The 18404-nt window shown below is 44.3% G+C and carries 17 protein-coding genes; 7 read left to right on the top strand and 10 right to left on the bottom strand.

Annotated elements, in window-relative coordinates:
* Positions 1-139 precede the first annotated feature (139 nt).
* The 8 genes from RMX89_RS11220 to RMX89_RS11185 form a co-directional block, all read right to left on the bottom strand.
* Positions 140-1054 carry a TauD/TfdA family dioxygenase gene (locus tag RMX89_RS11220; RefSeq protein WP_322688981.1) on the bottom strand — a complete coding sequence of 305 codons (915 nt, stop codon included), beginning with the start codon at positions 1052-1054 and terminating at the stop codon, positions 140-142.
* Positions 1055-1116: 62 nt separating this feature from the next.
* Positions 1117-1917, bottom strand: a complete 801-nt coding sequence (locus RMX89_RS11215; protein WP_322688980.1) for an SDR family oxidoreductase — start codon at positions 1915-1917, stop codon at positions 1117-1119.
* A 29-nt stretch (positions 1918-1946) separates the two neighbouring features.
* A complete protein-coding gene (locus RMX89_RS11210) occupies positions 1947-2294 on the bottom strand; it encodes a hypothetical protein (protein WP_322688979.1) in 348 nt (115 codons plus the stop codon).
* Positions 2295-2309: 15 nt separating this feature from the next.
* On the bottom strand, positions 2310-3257 hold the full coding sequence (locus RMX89_RS11205; protein ID WP_322688978.1) for a zinc-binding dehydrogenase: 948 nt from the start codon (positions 3255-3257) through the stop codon (positions 2310-2312).
* Between the two features lie 368 nt (positions 3258-3625).
* Positions 3626-5008 carry an eCIS core domain-containing protein gene (locus RMX89_RS11200; protein ID WP_322688977.1) on the bottom strand — a complete coding sequence of 461 codons (1383 nt, stop codon included), beginning with the start codon at positions 5006-5008 and terminating at the stop codon, positions 3626-3628.
* 239 nt (positions 5009-5247) lie between these two features.
* Positions 5248-6303: a magnesium-protoporphyrin IX monomethyl ester (oxidative) cyclase gene (gene acsF / locus RMX89_RS11195; RefSeq protein WP_322688976.1), complete on the bottom strand. Its 1056-nt coding sequence runs from the start codon at positions 6301-6303 to the stop codon at positions 5248-5250.
* Between the two features lie 369 nt (positions 6304-6672).
* Positions 6673-8424, bottom strand: coding sequence for an ABC transporter ATP-binding protein (locus RMX89_RS11190; RefSeq protein WP_322688975.1), 1752 nt, complete (start codon positions 8422-8424; stop codon positions 6673-6675).
* Positions 8425-8670: 246 nt separating this feature from the next.
* Positions 8671-9321 carry a hypothetical protein gene (locus tag RMX89_RS11185; RefSeq protein WP_322688974.1) on the bottom strand — a complete coding sequence of 217 codons (651 nt, stop codon included), beginning with the start codon at positions 9319-9321 and terminating at the stop codon, positions 8671-8673.
* 403 nt (positions 9322-9724) lie between these two features.
* Between RMX89_RS11185 and galE the strand changes: the two genes are divergently transcribed.
* The 3 genes from galE (at position 9725) to RMX89_RS11175 (ending at position 11181) form a co-directional block, all read left to right on the top strand.
* On the top strand, positions 9725-10729 hold the full coding sequence (galE, locus tag RMX89_RS11180) for a UDP-glucose 4-epimerase GalE (RefSeq protein ID WP_322688973.1): 1005 nt from the start codon (positions 9725-9727) through the stop codon (positions 10727-10729).
* A 94-nt stretch (positions 10730-10823) separates the two neighbouring features.
* The gene (locus tag RMX89_RS34490) at positions 10824-11003 is read left to right on the top strand and encodes a DUF6888 family protein (RefSeq protein WP_416211730.1); all 180 of its coding nucleotides are present in this window, start codon (positions 10824-10826) and stop codon (positions 11001-11003) included.
* A complete protein-coding gene (locus tag RMX89_RS11175) occupies positions 10978-11181 on the top strand; it encodes a DUF6887 family protein (RefSeq protein WP_322688972.1) in 204 nt (67 codons plus the stop codon). The genes RMX89_RS34490 and RMX89_RS11175 overlap by 26 nt, the downstream gene beginning before the upstream one ends.
* Positions 11182-11389: 208 nt before the next feature.
* On the opposite strand, the gene RMX89_RS11170 is transcribed toward RMX89_RS11175, so the two are convergent.
* Together RMX89_RS11170 and RMX89_RS11165 are read right to left on the bottom strand one after the other, a co-directional pair.
* Positions 11390-12091, bottom strand: coding sequence for a hypothetical protein (locus RMX89_RS11170; RefSeq protein ID WP_322688971.1), 702 nt, complete (start codon positions 12089-12091; stop codon positions 11390-11392).
* On the bottom strand, positions 12066-13337 hold the full coding sequence (locus RMX89_RS11165; RefSeq protein WP_322688970.1) for a sulfite exporter TauE/SafE family protein: 1272 nt from the start codon (positions 13335-13337) through the stop codon (positions 12066-12068). Before RMX89_RS11165 ends, RMX89_RS11170 begins: the two co-directional genes overlap by 26 nt.
* A gap of 318 nt (positions 13338-13655) precedes the next feature.
* Here RMX89_RS11165 and RMX89_RS11160 point away from each other — a divergent pair, with 318 nt between their 5' ends.
* The 4 genes from RMX89_RS11160 (at position 13656) to RMX89_RS11145 (ending at position 18165) form a co-directional block, all read left to right on the top strand.
* Positions 13656-15056, top strand: a complete 1401-nt coding sequence (locus tag RMX89_RS11160) for an ABC transporter substrate-binding protein (RefSeq protein ID WP_322688969.1) — start codon at positions 13656-13658, stop codon at positions 15054-15056.
* Between the two features lie 45 nt (positions 15057-15101).
* On the top strand, positions 15102-16013 hold the full coding sequence (locus RMX89_RS11155; protein ID WP_322688968.1) for a sugar ABC transporter permease: 912 nt from the start codon (positions 15102-15104) through the stop codon (positions 16011-16013).
* 3 nt (positions 16014-16016) lie between these two features.
* A complete protein-coding gene (locus tag RMX89_RS11150) occupies positions 16017-16901 on the top strand; it encodes a carbohydrate ABC transporter permease (protein WP_322688967.1) in 885 nt (294 codons plus the stop codon).
* A 172-nt stretch (positions 16902-17073) separates the two neighbouring features.
* Positions 17074-18165 carry an ABC transporter ATP-binding protein gene (locus tag RMX89_RS11145; protein WP_322688966.1) on the top strand — a complete coding sequence of 364 codons (1092 nt, stop codon included), beginning with the start codon at positions 17074-17076 and terminating at the stop codon, positions 18163-18165.
* Positions 18166-18404: the final 239 nt, after the last annotated feature.

The raw sequence follows: 18404 nt of genomic DNA, 5'->3' as shown, positions 1-18404 counted from the left end.
AAAGCCTCATTGACGAATATTAAACACTCGTTCACAAGTATCAAAGACTGATCTCTCTCTTATTCCCCATGCCCAATACTTCGACTTCGCGGTAGTTGAGCGTAGTCGAAACTCAGTACAAGTGCCCAATGCCCAAGTACTACGCAGTCACCGCCTCACGTCGGTTGTACTGAGAAGCATCTCCCTTGATGGCTTCACTTTGTTTACCATCGATGCCAACTGGGAGATCGCCGACAATTGTCACTCGTTGAACGTGGCGGGGCTGATCGCCGTAATCTGCGATCGCATAATGTTGAGTAGCCCGATTATCCCAAAAGGCTACGTCACCAACTTGCCAACGCCACCGCACTGTGTTTTCAGGACGTGTTACATACGCTTGCAACAGCCGCAGAATATCATCTGATTCAGTTGTTGATAAGCCACGGAACTGGCGCACAAATCCGCCGATGAATAGCCCACGCTCTCCAGATTCGGGATGGACGCGTACAACTGGGTGCAGAGTCTCGTACACAGTCGAGGTGAAGACAGCCCGATAAGCCTTGGCATCTTCAGGTAAGTCAAATGCAGTAGCATAGTCGTATTTGTTGCTATGTACTGCCCAAAGTTGGTCTGCGAGATTACGCAGATGAATAGGTAAATCTTGATATGCAGTTACTGAGTTTGCCCAGACTGTATCGCCACCAGTTGGCGGAATATCAAGCGCTCGTAAGATAGAACCGAGAGGAGGACGGTCTACGAATGTAACATCTGTATGCCAGCTATTGGCGCGGGAAGTGGTACGACCATAATTCAGGTCTAAGACTTCTGGATTTTCTGGCAGCGATGGTACGGTAGGGTGGGCTGTAGTGACTTCACCAAAACGACGAGCAAAGGCGACCTGTCCATCAGCATCGAGTTGTTGCTGACCGCGGAAAAAGATCACTTTGTATTTGACTAAAGTCTTGCGAATATCGCTGATGATGTCATCGCTGAGGTGAGAACTCAGATTAACACCAATAATTTCAGCACCGATACGTCCTGCAACTGGTTTGATATCAAAGTATTGAGAACCCATGTTTTTGATCTCCAAGAAGTTTATGTTTTTACAAGATGTAGAGACGCGATGAATCGCGTCTGCTAAACACCAGGGGTAGATCCGCCATCAACGATAATCTCTGTTCCTGTAATCGATGCAGCAAGATCGGACACCAAAAATAGCGCCAGCGCGGCAATTTCTTCTGGCTGGGCGATTCTTTTTAAAGGAATACTTTGGATATTTTGTGCCTTCACTTGCTCAACAGTGATGCCTTGCGCTTGAGCGTTTTGCCGCGCTAAAGTCTCGGCACGCTCAGTAGCTGTAGCACCAGGGGAGATAGCGTTAATGCGAATCTTGTACTCGGCTAGCTCTTTAGAAATGCCCTTTGTGAAATTCAGCAAAGCAGCATTGCTTGTACCGCCAGCTAGGAAGTTAGGACGAGGTGTCCGTCCTGCACCGCCGACTATATTGACAATCCGCCCATCACCGCGACTTTTTTGATGGGGAACAACGGCTCTAACTAAGCGGATATAGCCCAATAATTTTAAGTTCCAAGCATCCAAAAATAAATCATCAGTGGATTCTAGGAAAGATCCAGCACGGGCTGAACCTGCATTGTTAATCAAAATATCAATCTGATTAAATTGGGACAATGTTGTGGAAACAACTTTTTCAACATCCTCTGCTTTAGTCAGATCGGCGCTGATGGCAATAACTTTAGCACCAGAAGTCGGTAAAGACTGGATGTCAGCTATTGCATTTTCTAGTCTTTCTTGATTGCGGGCTGCGATCGCAACATTCACACCCTCACTATAAAGTGCTTTGGCAGTAGCTAAACCAATTCCCGCACTTCCTCCTGTAACGATCGCACTTTTACCTGATAGTTTTAGTTCTAAACTCATACAAAATTAACCTCAAAAATGTAAGTAATTTATTTGCGAATCAATAATATTGCTGATTGAGAGCCTATATTGTGGATATCCAAGATCGCTTGATTTTCCTCAGATGTACAACCTAGAAGTATCTTGATTTCTGTATCTCGCTTTTCCAGATCGACACTACAAATGACGGCAGTTACTGTTTGATTAGACAAGCTACCTATCCAGACATCAATATCAGATCCGTCTCCAGAGTGAGTGTCTTGTAAATATCCATAGTCCAGGGGATAAACGAAAAATGGATAACGTGGATGTGATGTCCCTTTTGGGCGATCTATCTTGAGATTGCTAGCGGCTACAAGCCGATCTAGTTTGAACCAGAAGTCAGTCCTATCCCCCATGCCATCTACTAATACTCAATTGGAAATGTGCAATACAGCCTTGCCAGGAAAACGCCTGTCGAGTAGTTGTTGTGCTACATCAGCTATTTGTGTCCAAGAAGCTTCTAAATCAATGTGAGGATGTAACTCACCTGCTTCTACTAGACTCAAAAGTCTTTTTAGACCGACTGCTGCTGATTCAAATCTCAATTCATCAAACAGACGTAAACCATACAGGCTGACGCTACCAGTCCCAAAAAATTGAGCCGCATTGAATGTCACTTCAGCTCCCCCAGATACTCCATACAGCACAGTTTTTCCATCCTGTGCCAGTAAGCCAAGGGCTACCCCCAAAGTCTTGCCACCCACTGACTCTACAATTAGATCGTAGGGGCCGTACTCGCTGGCAGGTGAAAGGTCTTCGCCAATCACCACCGATTGCGCCCCTGCTTCTCTAACTAAAGTTTCATAGCCAGCTTGACGAATATGTGCCACAACTTGCGCTCCTGACAGTTGCGCCAACTGGATAGCGAAGTAACCTACGCCTCCTGATGCGCCTGTAACCAGAACTGACCGACCCAAAAGTGAACCACCTTTTAACACCGCATGGTATGCAGTTAAACCAGCTACAGGTAGTGTGGCGGCTTGAGCAAAAGATACCGATGACGGCACTACTGCTAAGGCGTTAGTAGGAACAGACACGAGTTCTGCCCAAGCACCGGCACGGCGCAAGCCAACTACACGCGCCCCTTGGAGAGGCCCCGAACCATCGGCGGCGGGGATTTCCACTACACCTGCTAAGTCCCAACCAGGTTGCCAGCCAGCCTCAGCAGTCGTTGAACGTTTTATCTCTCCTCGATTGAGGGAAATTGCCGCTACCCGCACTAGAGCTTCATCTGGGGCAGGCTTTGGTGCAGTCACTTCACTCAGTGCCAAACGCCCCGGCACATTGGGATCAACAATCACAGCACGTATTTTGCTCATAAGGTTGCCCTGGCTTAGAGATTAATTTCTAGTTTGTTGGTTCGCAATGTATTCCCTGCAATAAATAATCTCGATAGATTAGCTATTTATTCTTAACTCCCAATCTGTGTAAATAGGTTAACGAGATTTAAAAACAACGGTATCTTGATAAGATTACAGTATTTTATGGTTTGTACAAAAAAAACTATCACAGACAGCCAGAAGAATCAAGCACCTTGTGGAGAAATTCGCCGTTGACACTTCTTGCACTGTAGTCAAGCCAAGTAGCTTCCGTATGATTCGGAGTTCTTTTTGTAATTTCTCAATTTGACTCCAAACAGTGTAAACGCGAAAATGATTAGCAAGTTTACGTTATGGTGTTTTCGCCTCTATTGTTGAGTTTGAACCTCTACCTTTGCATCCGATTCATCTCCACTTTGAGAAACTTTTTCTGGGCCGCACTGTACCGGAGTTACTCCTGTACCTTGAGTGAGTCCGTGTTTCGTTGTGGTGTCGTAAGCATTATTATCAGTATTTGCTTGGGCGTAAGTATCGTTAAAAATCTTGTCAGATGCTGAGGTTGTTTTGCCAAGAAGCTTTTTGTGTAAATCTTTAAAAGCCTTCTCATCAATACTAATGTGCCCATTCTCGTGTGTATCAAGAGCGCTATAAAACCTTGCCCATTCTTTTTTAACAGGTTCGCACTGTTGATCGAGTTCCGTCCAGACGGGCATTGCCTTAGTTTCTGTTACTAAGACATCTGCCTCATAAACAATTTCATCAGATTTATCTTCTGCTTGGTAAGTTTTGACATCTTTTGCGGGGGCACAAGTAACACTGCCCGCTTCGCCCTTTCCTTGTGATGTTAAGTTTGTAATTGCTTCGGTAATATTTTTTCCCGAAGCAGTAATTGTGGCATTCTTTTTGTCAATTTTAGTTGTCCCTTTTTTGGGCGGCATACCACTAGTCTGTTCAACAGGGGCTGGTGCTGTAGATGCATCGCTTTGTTTCTGCACTTTGCCTGTCTGCTGTACCACATGGGTTAACTCATGGGCTGTCAACTCGTTATTACCAGGTGATTTCTCGGCGCTAAAGTAAACATCACTACCATGAGTAAAGGCCTGCGCTCCCAACGACTTACTCATCTGCGTAGCATTGGAGTCAGTATGTACTCGCACATCGTCGAATTTACTACCAAAGCGTGGTTCCATAAAGTCTCGCACTTCGGGAGATAACGGGCTTCCTCTACCCTTACTATTATTTAACTGACTCTCAATATTATCTTGAGTCTGAACGCTGCGATCGCTAACGCGTTGTAGTGACAACTCGGTTTGTACTTCTTGTTCTTCTTGCTCACAATCTGCACATTCTCGTTGTACTATATGTGAATCTATTGCACCGATATTTATATTTGACTTAAGTTTAGGTAGAAGCATAATCTGGTCAGCTGACTGCTCATACTCGTCTTTTGGCTGGCTACTTATAAGTTGCGGCTGTGGACGACGCAAAGATATCCGACTAATGTCGTGAACAAGAGGTTTTTCTTTAATAGCTTCTGGTTCTAATAATTGCTCGTTAGCAGACGTGGTTTCTTGAAGGTCGCCATTGAGCGCAGTATTATTATTTGTTGGTAAACCAAAACCGCGTGTTGGATTGGCCAATGTGGGAATATTGGATGAGACAAGCGATGGATTCGTAAAATTTGATGTTCCCGTATTGGCTCGCTTCCATGTGGTTAAAGGCAAAGCGGCTTGTCTTTTAATGTCGCTCATCTCTCAATTCCTACATTTTCTAGATTAATTAGTAACCTCTTATCTATTGCATTCCAGTATTTTCTATACAAAAATATAACTATTTTATTGACATTCTTATGTATAGACTTTAGACTTTAGTCTAGTTTTGCCATTATTCAGCTACCTAAATATTCAAGAATTGACATTTGGTGAAATTAATTATGTGTTCTGAATAACGCATAATTAATTTCACAAGCAGATGTCTGTCTAATAAATAGTTAACGAACCGTTCCCCGCAGGGCTTCAGTATCAATTGGTTTGATGAGGTAAATTAACAGCAGATTCCAAACAATTGCTGCAATCAAAGGTAGTTTGCGAATTAGCTTCACCAATTTCGGGTTATAACTGCCTTCAATCTCTGCAATTTTCAAGTTGTAACCTGCACAGCGTTGCAGACGTGGGAAAAACTTGGGATGTTCGGTATTCAACATTACAGGAAAAGCCCGTCCTGCGGTTTCATTGGTGTTGCGGACAACTTGGATATCAAATTCTGTGGCATCAAGTCCCAATGATTTGTAGAACCCAGAACGTTCATGAACTGTCAGGGTGTGGGTAGCAAATACTGATAGCAAGAAAAAGCGACTCCACAGCCTAGATTTCCAGGTGTTCCAAAGTTGCGGTTGAGAACGCAATAATGCCTTGAATATATCTCCGTGGCGGTTTTCGTCTTGACACCAGCTCTCAAAATAGCGGAATATCGGGTAAAACTGGTTTTCTGGGTGCTTTTCTAGATGCCTGAAAATAATAATGTAACGCCAGTAACCGATTTTTTCTGAGAGGTAAACAGTGTAAAGTACCCATTCAATCGGGAAAAATGTATAAGTGCGGGTTTTAGTGACAGCGCCTAAATCAAGGGAGAGTTTAAAATCGGCCATTGCTTTGTTAAGAAATCCAGCATGGCGGGCTTCATCACGCGCCATCATTTGAAAGATTTCCGCTAGCACTGGGCTACGATTTTTCAGCTTGCGGGATAATTCTTTGAATAGCAAGAAGCCAGAAAACTCAGAAATGCAAGAACGTTCCAAATACTCTATAAACGCCTGCCTTGCTTCACCGTCAATGTGTTCCCAAGACTGCTCAAACGCTTCATCTCGGGCAAAATGGTGCCGATTGTAGTCTGTCCGCATTTCTGTCAACATCGCCTGCAATTCCGTTTTCTGGGCAGACAAATCCAGCTTGGCTGCGGTTTCAAAATCTGTAGTGTAAAACCGGGGGGTAAGTACAGTTTCTTTGCTGGGGGTTTTGGTTTCTGGCTTGGGTAGGGTGTTAACCATGAGTGATGAGGCGAGCGAGTCAATAGTTCTATAACTATAAAGCTATGACAAATGCAATTATTTTGCTAGACCTAATTTACAATCCTTCAGTAAAGTCGGAATTTCTGAATTTTTCTTCAACGGGTTGCGCCCAAGAAGGATTCCCCAATTTCAGCCAAGCGTAAAAGGGACTGGGGACTGGGGACTGGGGACTGGGGACTGGGGACTGGGGACTGGGGACTGGGAAAATATTTCAAAATTTGCTATGGGTAATAGCCCCGAACATCATTTTTGAGCTGATTACCCAATCCCTAATCTCCATTCAAATCTTCCCAATCCCTAGTCCCTAACTCAATCATAATTCTTTCCTTCTGCCTTCTGCCCCCTGCTTCACCGCAGTAATTCCTCAACTTGATGTTGGCTCCACAAAGTTCTATATAAGCCCTGTTGTTGTAAAAGTTCCAAGTGATTTCCGACCTGCACAATTTTTCCCTTTTCCATGACAAAAATTCGGTCAGCTGCCGCCGCCGCTGATAATTGGTGCGTAATAAAAATTACTGTTTTGCGTTCAGTACCACTGGAGAGATTTTTGAGGATTTTCGTAGCTGTTTGATTATCTACACTAGAGAGAGCATCATCCAAAATTAACACTGGAGCATTGACCAACATTGCTCGAGCCAAAGCAGTACGTTGCCGTTGACCGCCAGAAAGATTAATACCGCGTTCGCCAACAATAGTTTCATATTGCTGGGGAAAATTCTGAATTTCTGATTCAATTTGGGCAAGTTTAGCGACAGATTCTACCTGCTGTTGTTCGCCAACTGGATCGCCGTAGCGAATGTTATTTTTGATTGTAGTGCTAAATAGAAAGCTATCTTGAGGAACGTAGGCGATCGCACCTCGTAAATCTGTCAAAGCGATCTTAGTAATATCTACCCCATCTAAAAACAATTGTCCTGATTCAATATCCAACAAGCGGGGTAAAGCATTGGCCAATGTAGATTTGCCCGAACCAATTGCCCCAACAATCGCAACAGTTTCTCCAGGAGCAATGGTAAAGTTAACATTTGCTAAAGCTGAAGTCGTGGAACCAGGGTAATTATAGGTGAGATTTTTAGCTGTCAGTTCGCCTTTGAGTTCAGCCACTGGCAGATGTATGGCATCGGCTGCATCTTTAATTTTTGGTGTGACAGAGAGAATAGCTTCAAGCCTATCGATACTAACTTCACCGCGTTGGTAGGCAGTAATTGTAAATCCTAAAAGAGCAGTGGGGAAAACTAGACGCTCTACATAAATTAACAATGCTAAAAAATCCCCAACCTGAAGTGTCCCAGCAGACATCCGTGCCGACCCTAGCCAGATGATTACCAGCGAACTGATATTAGCTAATCCACCAATTAGCGGAAACAGTGTATTGCGGAGTTTTGCCAATTCCAGGTTAGCAGTCAATAGCTGCTGATTTTTCTTGGCAAAAGCTCGACGCTCGTTAGCTTCTTGAGCATAGATTTTAATTAAGGCAATGCCACTGATATCCTCTTGGATGAGTTCGCTGATGTCAGAGAGTTGCTCTTGGACTTTTGCTTGTTGTTTGCGTAAGCGATCGCTAAACAGACTCACCAATAAGAGCATAAAAGGGTATACTGCCAGGGCGGCTAGGGTGAGATCCACACTAATTGTCAGCATTACTGGCAGTGTCAGGGCGTAGGCAAACATCGTATTTGCCAAACTCAAGACCGCAAAACCCAATAACCGCTTGATATTGTCCACATCACTAGTAGCGCGACTAATCAAATCGCCAGCAGTATTACTGGCAAAATAACCAGGTTCCAGTTTCAGTAAGTGTTCAAAAATCCGTTGTTTCAGGTCAAATTCCACCTGCCGTCCCACCCCAAATAGCCAAATGCGTGATGCCATCCGCATTAGCCACATTGCCGAACTGAGCAAGACAATAACTACTACGTAATGTAGTATTTGGTTCCAGCTGAAGGTTGTCGAGAGTTTGTCAACACCAGCACGAATCAACCAAGGGATATAAACACCCAGTGCATTGACAGACAACAAAGCGAGAATACCCAAGGAGGCTTCCCGCCAATGGGGTCGTAGGTAAGCACTGAGTTTAGCGATTCGTTGAGATTTTGCCATTAAAGCAATTGTGCAACTTTATCATCTAGATTAACTGCTAGTCCAAGAAGGCAGCTATGAAGAGGGAATATCGCTTGTGATAAATTCAGCTGTTGTTACCTCTTTTAACCGGATAGTTATTGCCATTCATTACTAGTAGTCCATCACAGCAACTTTAATGAAGAAATAAGTTCGTAGTAAGGACTTTAGTCCTTTGATTAATGGCTCAAGCGCTTACTACGAACCAAGTATTGTTCTCTTGCCTGATTACCGCTGAACACGCAAGAACCTGTAAATTTCAAGGAGATAACTTTCCCAAGTTCTTGTTGTCAATTGCAATGTTTCCGAATTTGGTACAAAGTCTTCAAGTCGTAAACCGCGTGTGCGAATATCTTGAGGACTTCCTTGTAATAAATAGGGAGGCACTCTCAAATTATAAGAAAGAATGCTATCCCCCGTTACATCTGAGATATTCGCTGTGGTGGGTTGCCCTAATGCCACCAGTGTCCCAGATGTTGGTGTAACAGTTGCGACAGACGTTTGGCCCGTCATTGCTAGAGGTGCTCTATAAAGGAAATAGGCGACTGCTGGTGTACTTGCCAACAGCAAAATAGTCAGTGCCCAACCGATCAAGTATCCTCCTGGTTTATCTATTCCACCTCCTTTGATTTTCTGAGCGGCAAGAATCATCAGTAAAACAGAGGCTCCTAGAGGCTTGAGTGGAAAAGATAGCATCCTCCACAACGACGCCACAGCAGGTTCACTGGGGTTAAGAAATGATAGGGCTACAATTACCAAGATAACGACCAAGATTAATCGTCCGACAAAAGTTCCAGAGGGATAAAATCGCTGGAACAGAGAATAAACGATAGTGCCAATCAGCAGCCACAGCAGTACCCGGCTTAACAATAGAAACATAGACTAACTCTCAAATTTTCTGGTGCAGTGAGCCAGTGTGGTGGTGTTCGCGTAGCGTCTCCGTCAGGAGAGGCAGTCCGTTTCGATTGGGGTTGCCCCCAGAAAAGACTGCCATGCAGGGAAACCATACATAAAACAACTGGCGACTTCTTACTGATAGCGACGTTATAAACGTCACCCGTAAGGTTCAACCTAGAGGTTTCGGGAAATGGATTTATTTTATTGTCAAATTGTAATCGTACTGTTTGACTTAAAATTTCTCAAACCTCACACCCAATGACTACCGTCGTAGTGATTTTAGTGCAATTTTTTGACACTGCGTCTATTATTTATAATTTTCCAGAAGAGTAATCTAGTACCGGTAAACTAAATTAATTAAGTAATCTACTCAAAAGGAAAAACTATGTCGCCTGGAAAGCCTACTATTCTGGTAACGGGGGGAGCTGGATATATTGGTTCTCATACAGTGCTTGCTTTGAAGAAAGCGGGTTATAGCGTTGTCATACTTGATAATCTGGTCTATGGACATCGCGATCTAGTAGAAGAGATTTTACAGGTAGAACTAATAATTGGGGACACAAGCGATCGCGCCTTGCTCGATCGTGTATTTAAAACCCATGATATTGCCGCAGTTATGCATTTTTCTGCTTATGCCTACGTAGGAGAATCAGTGAGCGATCCGGCCAAATATTACCGCAATAACGTCCTTGGTACTTTGACCCTGTTAGAAGCGATGCTGACAGCATCTGTAAAGAAATTTGTCTTTTCTTCTACCTGTGCCACCTACGGGGTACCAGAATTCGTGCCCATTCCAGAAACTCATCCCCAAAATCCGATTAATCCCTATGGCGCGACAAAGCTGATGGTAGAAAGGATTCTCTCTGATTTTGATGTTGCTTACGGTTTGCAATCAGTGCGTTTTCGCTATTTCAATGCTGCTGGTGCTAATCCCGATGGCTTACTAGGCGAGGATCACAACCCAGAAACCCATTTAATTCCCTTGGTGCTAATGACAGCTTTAGGGAAACGAGAATCCATTTCAATTTTCGGCACTGATTACCCCACGCCCGATGGTACGTGTATTCGTGATTATATTCACGTTAACGACTTAGCAGATGCCCATATTTTGGGATTGGAATATTTATTAAAAGGTGGCGATAGCGAAGTTTTTAATTTGAGCAATGGCAGCGGTTTCTCCGTCAGAGAAGTCATAGCCGCAGTCGAAGAAGTGACAGGAACTTCGATACCAGTAGAAGAACGCGATCGCCGTCCTGGCGATCCCCCAGTTCTCATTGGCACCAGCGATAAAGCCAGAACAGTCTTAGGCTGGCAACCTCAGTATCCATCCATCAAAGATATCGTCGCTGACGCGTGGCAGTGGCACCAGAAGCGACATCATTCGACTTGATGGCATTGAGCCGAGATGCGCGACGTGAAAGTTGTGCATCTCAGCTCAATGCCTTAGCGACTTACTTGATAGCTTTATTGAGAGTGGAGTCTAGATGGAACCAACAACAGAACAGTTGAGAGCGTTTTACAGTAGATGTGTGAGAGCAAGTAATATGTTTCAGCCTATCAACGTAGTGCGACTGGACGAAAGAACAAAGCGCATATACGTTTTAATTCGAGACACAATACAAATAGAGATATATCCAAATGGTGAGCTTGATTTCCATGACTAAACCTGATTATCAAGCCATGTCAGATAATGAATTAAGAGATTGGGTTAGATATCATCCACAGGACACCGAAGCATTCCATATTTTAATGGACAGGTTAGACCAACGACCAAAAGTCATCACTCGCACTGATGAGGAATTTGAAATCGAGTTACAACGGCGTATTAGCCAAGCTAGTTGACAGTAAATTAAAAAAGTTCGACGGCTCATGTAGTAACCGCCTAACTCTGGTAAATATTGAAACCTCTAAGAGGTTTTACTACACAAAACCATCCCTCTCCGACTCAGAGAGGGACAGACTTGAACTTTAGTTCAAGGCAGGGGGAGGTTTATCGAACTAAGGTCTTATTTAGGAAACGCTATAACGACAAGATTTTATGTGAGAACACTCACTCGCTACCCCCTCTCATGCTTCGCAGTACGACAACTAAGATGCCGATAAATCCGAGAATTGGCAGTGCGATCGCCCAAGTTGGTAATTGTTGAGATTGACCTTCTACTAAATCACCATTGACATTTCGCAGATTTTGTGTATTTTGTGTAGACCCGCCTCCTGCCACAGTCACTTCAAATTTGAATTCAAAGGGTTTGAATCTTGCCCCAGAAACAGGTTTTCCATTTAGTTGCAACTCATAAATACCTGGCTTGGGAAAGACAACTTCTGCACCTGGGATGCCTTGATAGCGTTCGGCTGCCACAGGTTTTAACTGTGGTTCTAATAACGGCGGCTCTTTGGCTGCATAAGGTTCGGCATAAACAGCCAACTGACAATTACACTGTGACAGAGGAATCACCTTTCCACCTCTGCGGGTAAGTGCAAACCAGGCTTGGCTTGGTTCTCCAGCACGGGGATTATCATTTGGTTCAATGTGGAGAGTGCCGCCAACATCTGAGGCTACTTCCACCTTATGAGCAAAAGCAGGGTAAAGATTAGTTATTGATATAACTAAGCAACTCAAGAATAATAAATACTTTATTGTTCCTTGATTTTTCCAGAAAATGCCTTTGAGGGGGTAACGCTTCTGTTTTTGACTCGTTGAAACGGAGCCAGAAAATAAAGATGATTTACCGCGATTTGGTTGGGGGAACATAAAACTTTTCTACGGCTAACTTTGACCAAAAAAAGCGCGAGCGCACTAGCAAGACACTGAGAGTAACAATTACCATCAGTACTGCCGCTAATTTATTTCCCCAAGTTGATTGCAAGGAACCCAGATAATGGGAACCAATCAACACAGCATGAATGGCACTCAAGAGCAAGGCTGGCACACCCAATAGATGAATCTGTCGCCAACGCTTGCCCAAAGATTTTTGCAACGATTCCCAACTTGTAAAAGCGGCGGGGGACATTAATACCAATGCTACAGCACCCGCAGCCATCCCCCACTGAAATTCTGGCGGCAGAAACGAAAAGGCGGCAAAATTCCATTGCAATGAGTGTTCTATCATGTGGAAGGTGTGAACCACAGAAAGCACAAAAGATCCCACACCTAAACCACGACGGTAACGCAGTGGTGAAGCCCACAAGCCACTAATCGGACGCGCAATTAAGGCCAAAATTAAGCAGATTAAGGCGGTGTGTCCGGTGTAATCTACCATTGTGTCACCAGTCCGCAGCAAGGTGATAACGCCAATGGTGAGTGTTACCCAACCGCCTAATCGAAACAATTGACTGCGCCTGTCTTTACTTACCAAAGATGTGGAAACGCCTACACCTAGCATCGTCGGCAAGGTTCCCAAGCCAAAAGCCAGCATAGTAGCTGTACTCATCCATAAATTGCCAGTTTCAGCGGCTTTAATTTGGGCAGCATACAAAAAACCACAGGGCATTAAACCCCAAGTCATCCCTAAAAGCATTGGCGTCCACCATTTGGTTTTTAAGGAAACTTTAACCATTCCGTTGCTGAGGCGATCGTGTAAACTACCTTGCAATAGGGGATGTAATACGGGAATACGCGGGAGTAAACCGGGTTTTACTTGTCCTAAGCCAAACCAAATCAACATCACACCAGTCAGAATTGCCATCCAGCGCCGGAAGTCGCTGCCAACACCCGCTAGCTGTCCACCTTGCAGCAATACCGAACCTAGCGCCCCAATGCCAGCACCGACTAGAGCATAGCTCAACATCCGCCCCAGGTTTAGCAAAATATGAAATTTTAATTGCTGTTGCCAAGTATCGGGCTTTTCTAAGGTTAATGTCCGTCCCAAGGAGACTGTTTTTGGACTTTTCGGCTGATGAGACAGAGAAAATGCCACTGTTAGCGGGCCACACATCCCAAAGCAGTGTCCAAAACTCCCCAGGAACCCCAGGATTGCGATCAGCAACAAATCTACCATAAAAAAAGTTCCGAGTTCTGAGTTATGAGTCCTGAGTGTCCGAATAAAGATTTTGAAGAAGTAATAAGAAATTTTTTCTTTTCTTCTTTACTTAGTACTCAAAACTCCTCTAGTGCGGAACTGTAAGTGAAGTTGCGATCGCTGTCAAAAGACAAAGCGTCAAACTTGATGTTTTCTCTATTGAAGAATTCTAACTTCTGTTCGATAAATTAATTTTACTTATAAAAAACCGTAAAAAAATAATACGAAATAATCTTTTTGGAAATGTTTTATGTTTTTATTTCCTAAGAATTACTACTAGCGATCGCTACATTGATAATGTTGTACCGAAAGCCAATTAACATACAAAAATTCATCCAAAAACAAAGTTATTTGCATATAGGGGTTTTCCTGGCAACTCTCTTGAGCATTATATTGTTCAGTTGGGTAGCACTTTCGCAGCAACCAGTTACCCTCAATTTGTTAATGACTGCCCCTGATGCCCAACCTTGGAGGCAGGGTTTGATTAAAGACTTCGAGTCTGAGAACCCAGGTATTCGCATTAACCTAGTTGAAGGGCCCAATGCCACAAATTTGCTCGAAGACCTGTATACCTCATCTTTTATCTTGGGTGAATCCCCTTATGACCTGATCAATATGGATGTCATTTGGACATCCAAGTTTGCTGCTGCTGGATGGTTGTTACCTTTAAGCGATCGTATTTCTAAACAAGAGTTGGCAGCATTTTCACCCCAGGATGTAGAAGGGGGACGTTATCAAAACCAGCTGTACCGCATTCCAGTGCGTTCCGACGTGGGAATGCTCTATTACCGGGAAGATTTAATCAAACAAGCAGGATTGCAACCGCCAGAAACCTTTGATGATTTGATTAGAAATTCCCAAGTTTTGCAGAAGAAAAAGCAGGTGAATTGGGGCTATGTTTGGCAGGGTCGCCAATATGAAGGACTTGTGGCGATGTTTGCGGAAGTCCTCGATGGCTTTGGTGGCTTCTGGGTTAAACCCGACACCCTTGAAGTTGGACTAGATCGACCAGAAACATTAAAAGCCATTGAGTTTCTACGTAGTACCATCAGCGAAGGCGTTTCTCCGCCTGGAGTCACAACCTATCAAGAAGAAGACACCCGCCGTTTGTTTCAAAGTGGTCAAGTAGCGTTTTTACGCAGTTGGCCTTATGCATGGCCTTTAGCCCAAGCAGAAAATTCGCCAATCCGGGGCAAAATTGCAATTAAACCGATGGTTCATGCTCCTGGGAAGACGGGAGCGGCTTGTCTTGGGGGCTGGGGTTTAGGAATTGCGAAATCTTCTCAACATCCTGAAGAAGCTTGGAAAGCAATTCAGTATTTTACCAGTCGGGAAGCACAGCGCCGATTTATTTTCAGTGCAGGTTATGTGCCCAGTCGCCGAGAACTGTTTACAGACCCAGGAATTGTTTCTAAATACCCCCACTATCCGCAGTTATTAGAAGTCGTAGACAATGCAGTTTTACGTCCACCGATCGCGCAATATGCTCAAACATCAGATATTTTACAGCGTTATCTCAGCGCCGCCTTATCCGGTCGAATGAATCCTGAACGAGCAATGCAAGCTGCTGCTGCCGAAACGCGCCGACTGCTGGCGGCAGGGGGGCAGAGGAGCAGGGGAGCAGAGGAGCAGGGGAGCAGAGGGCAGAGGGGCAGGGGGGCAGGGGAGCAGGGGAGCAGGGGGAGAAGAATTACATAGCCAGTTCCCAATGACAAATGACCAATGACAAATGACAAATGACAAATGACAAATTTACATACACTAAGAAATCGAGAACAACAGACAGCCTGGATTTTATTAACACCAGCATTGCTGCTGTTGTTGTTTGTATTTGCCTACCCGATTTTACGAGCATTTTGGTTAAGCGTATTTACTAGAAATTTGGGAACAGAGTTACAACCTGTATTCTCTGGTTTGGAAAATTATGTGCGGATGGCAGGTGATGGTCGTTTCTGGCAGAGTTTGTGGGCGACAACCGTGTTCACAACAGCATCCGTAATCTCAGAACTGTTGCTAGGACTGGGGATTGCCCTAGTTCTCAATCAGGCGTTTGTTGGTCGGGGCATAGTGCGTACAACTGCCATTATCCCTTGGGCTTTGCCTACTGCTTTGATTGGTCTAGCGTGGGCTTGGATTTTTAACGATCAGTTTGGGGTTGTGAATGATATTCTGCTGCGCTTGGGGCTGATTAAGACTGGGATTAATTGGTTAGGAGAGCCAACGCTAGCGACGATCGCAGTGGTTTTTGCTGATGTTTGGAAAACTACGCCGTTTATCAGTATCCTGTTGCTGGCTGGGTTGCAGTCGATATCAAAAGACCTCTATGAAGCTTACTCAGTCGATGGAGCAACTGCTTGGCAAAGTTTCCGCAATATTACCCTGCCATTACTGCTGCCGCAGATATTAATTGCAGTGCTATTTCGGTTTGCTCAAGCTTTCGGAATTTTTGACTTGATTGCTGTGATGACTGGGGGTGGCCCTGGTGGCGCTACAGAAGTGGTGTCATTGTACATTTACTCCACGGTGATGCGCTACTTAGATTTTGGTTATGGAGCAGCCCTAGTAGTAGTGACATTTTTAATATTAATTGCGGCGGTGGCGATCGCTAGTTTCTTGCTTAACAAATATCGTGCCAAAACATCAGGAGCCATTTAAGCCATGAGTGTAACTCCCCAAGCAGTTCCAACGACTCCAAAACGAACAGGGGTAACCAAGTTTTCTCTGAAAAAAATCTTGCTGTTCATCATAGTTGTATTAATAGTGCTATTTAGCCTAGCACCAGCTTTATGGCAATTGCTGACCTCGTTTAAAGTAAATGACGATATTGCCGCCGTTCCTACCGTCTATTTCCCCACACGATTCACTTTCAATCACTACATTGAGTTATTTACTCGTCGTCCATTTTGGCGCTACATCTTCAACAGCGCTTTTGTGTCGATTACTTCTACCGCTGTAGCTTTAGCGATCGGCGCACCTGCGGCTTATGCTCTGGCACGGTTACGCCCTTGGGGTGAAAAAGTTATCCTCGCCAGCATTTTAATTGTTACCTTATTTCCTGGAATTCTCTTGTTCTTAGGATTATTAGAAATTATCCAAGCGCTGAAATTGGGCAATAATTATCTGGCGCTAATTATACCCTATACTGCGATTAATTTGCCGCTAACAATTTTAGTGCTTAAAAGCTTTTTTGAACAATTACCAAAAGACTTGGAAGATTCTGCTAGGGTCGATGGCTACAACACCTTTCAACTACTATGGCAAATCGTATTGCCCATGACCCTTCCCGCCTTAGTAACTACTGGAATCCTTACCTTTATTTTTGCTTGGAACGAGTTTATTTTTGCTCTGACGTTTATGACGCGTGAAGAGTTGAAGACAATTCCCGTTGCTGCGGCTCAGTTGGGTGGTGCAACAATATATGAAATTCCCTATGGCCCGATCGCTGCTGCAACTGTCATCGGAACATTACCCTTAATTTTACTAGTTTTGTTTTTCCAGCGCCGGATTGTCCAAGGTCTTACCGCTGGTGCTGTCAAGGGATAAGGGGACAAGGAGGAGCAGCACTTCGACTCCTTTCGACTTCGCTCAAGGCAAGTTGCTCAGTGACCGAGGAGCAGGGGAGCAGGGGAAGCAGAGGAGAGAATAATAATTTCTGACCAATGACAAATGACAAATGACAAATGACAAATGACCAATGACAAATGACAAATGAAAAATGGCTAAACTCGAACTTAAAAACTTGAATAAAACCTACAGTCCTAAAGTCGTCCCTGTCAAAGACGTTAGTTTAACTGTAGATAACCATGAGTTTCTCACTTTACTTGGCCCTTCTGGCTGTGGTAAATCCACCGTTCTACGGATGATTGCGGGTCTTGAAGAACCGACTCGCGGTCAGATCGAAATCGGGGAAGTGGATGTCACCTATAAGCGAGCAGCCGATCGCAATATTGCAATGGTATTCCAAAGCTATGCACTCTATCCCCACATGACGGTGTACGAAAACCTCGCTTCTGGACTGAAGCTGAAAAAAGTACCACCGACAGAAATTAAACAGCGAGTGGCAGAAGTGGCAGAAGTTTTAGGATTAGCAGAGTTAATGAACCGTAAGCCTGGTCAAATGTCTGGAGGTCAACGGCAACGGGTTGCTGTCGGTCGTGCTTTGGTGCGTAATGCCGATGTCTACCTGCTGGATGAACCTTTAAGTAACCTGGATGCACTGCTGCGGGAACGAGTCCGAGCCGATATCAAGCAAATTTTTGCAGCCCAAAAAGTGCCAGTTGTTTACGTCACCCACGACCAAACCGAAGCGATGACGCTCTCTACAAAAGTTGCCTTGCTCAACGATGGCTATGTCCAGCAACTTGACCCGCCTGACCGCATCTATAACCATCCAGCTAATCTATTTGTGGCTGGATTTGTTGGTAGTCCGCAAATGAATTTGCTAACTTTGCCTTGTAAGGGACAATATGCGCTCTTGGGTAACTTCCAAGTGCTTCTTCCAGATATACCAACTGTACCACCGCAAATTGTTTTGGGAATCCGCCCCGAAAATGTCCGCATAGCTCAACCAGGTGATACCCAGACTATTCAAGGGAAAGTGTTTTTAGTGGAAAACTTGGGTATGCACTATTTGGTCAGTGTCAAGGTTGAGGGTTCACAAACTGGAGCGATTACGGTACGTGCTTTGTTGCCAACAGACCAAAATTGGAGTCATGAGGATATTACATTAGCATTGCCCCCTGAAGATATTCACTGGTTTGATGTGCAATCTGGCCATGCTCTTGTTAAAAGACAAATGTTAGGTTAACGCAAGCAAGAGACGCGATGAATCGCCGTCTCGACAATAGACCTCTTGCATAAATAAAAAACAAAGAACCCCACCCCGCATTTGCTAACGCAAACGTTCCCCTCCCCGCAAGCCTACGGTGTACACACAAGTCTCTACGTTGTTCAAGAATCTGGGTTTTACTCCACCCTAACCACTGCTTGAATTCAATAGACTTATCCGAAAATGGTAAATGTATACGGCAAAGGAATTTCAGCGAT

It is taken from the genome of Nostoc sp. DedSLP04 (genome assembly GCF_034530775.1).
In the GTDB taxonomy this organism is placed as follows: domain Bacteria; phylum Cyanobacteriota; class Cyanobacteriia; order Cyanobacteriales; family Nostocaceae; genus Nostoc.
The sequence above is the reverse complement of the archived record's forward strand: the minus strand, read 5'-3'. Positions and strand labels throughout refer to the sequence as shown.